General features: G+C 65.4%; 1 protein-coding gene. It reads left to right on the top strand.

Features of this window, described 5'->3' with window-relative positions:
- On the top strand, positions 1-318 hold a 318-nt coding region (locus FHL16_RS34240), incomplete at both ends, for a hypothetical protein (RefSeq protein ID WP_158080562.1).

Genomic DNA, 318 nt, shown 5'->3' with positions numbered 1-318 from the left:
CGGGGCGCACACGCTGGCTTACCGGGTGACCCGTTTCAATCAGGGCGCCGAGACGTTCACGCCGGCGCTCAAGCTCTACGCCAAGCTGGAGATTCCTGCGGGCCAGGACCTTAACCCGGAAGAAGGCAGCCACTCGAACCTGTACCTGTTCATCGATCCGGCCATCGTCGAGAACATCGTCGACAAGGAGATCGCCGCGGCCGGGGTGGACATCATCGTTCGGGCCGAGTCCGGGACCGGCGAGCCTTATCCGGATGCGGCGGTGGGCGATGTCATGGTGCTGAGCTGGGGCGGTGTGCTCGTGGAATCCGCGCCGCT

It is taken from the genome of Pseudomonas sp. FSL W5-0299, assembly GCF_005930655.1.
GTDB classification, from domain to species: domain Bacteria; phylum Pseudomonadota; class Gammaproteobacteria; order Pseudomonadales; family Pseudomonadaceae; genus Aquipseudomonas; species Aquipseudomonas mandelii.
Note: the sequence above shows the minus strand (reverse complement) of the source record. Positions and strands in the feature narration are given on the sequence as shown.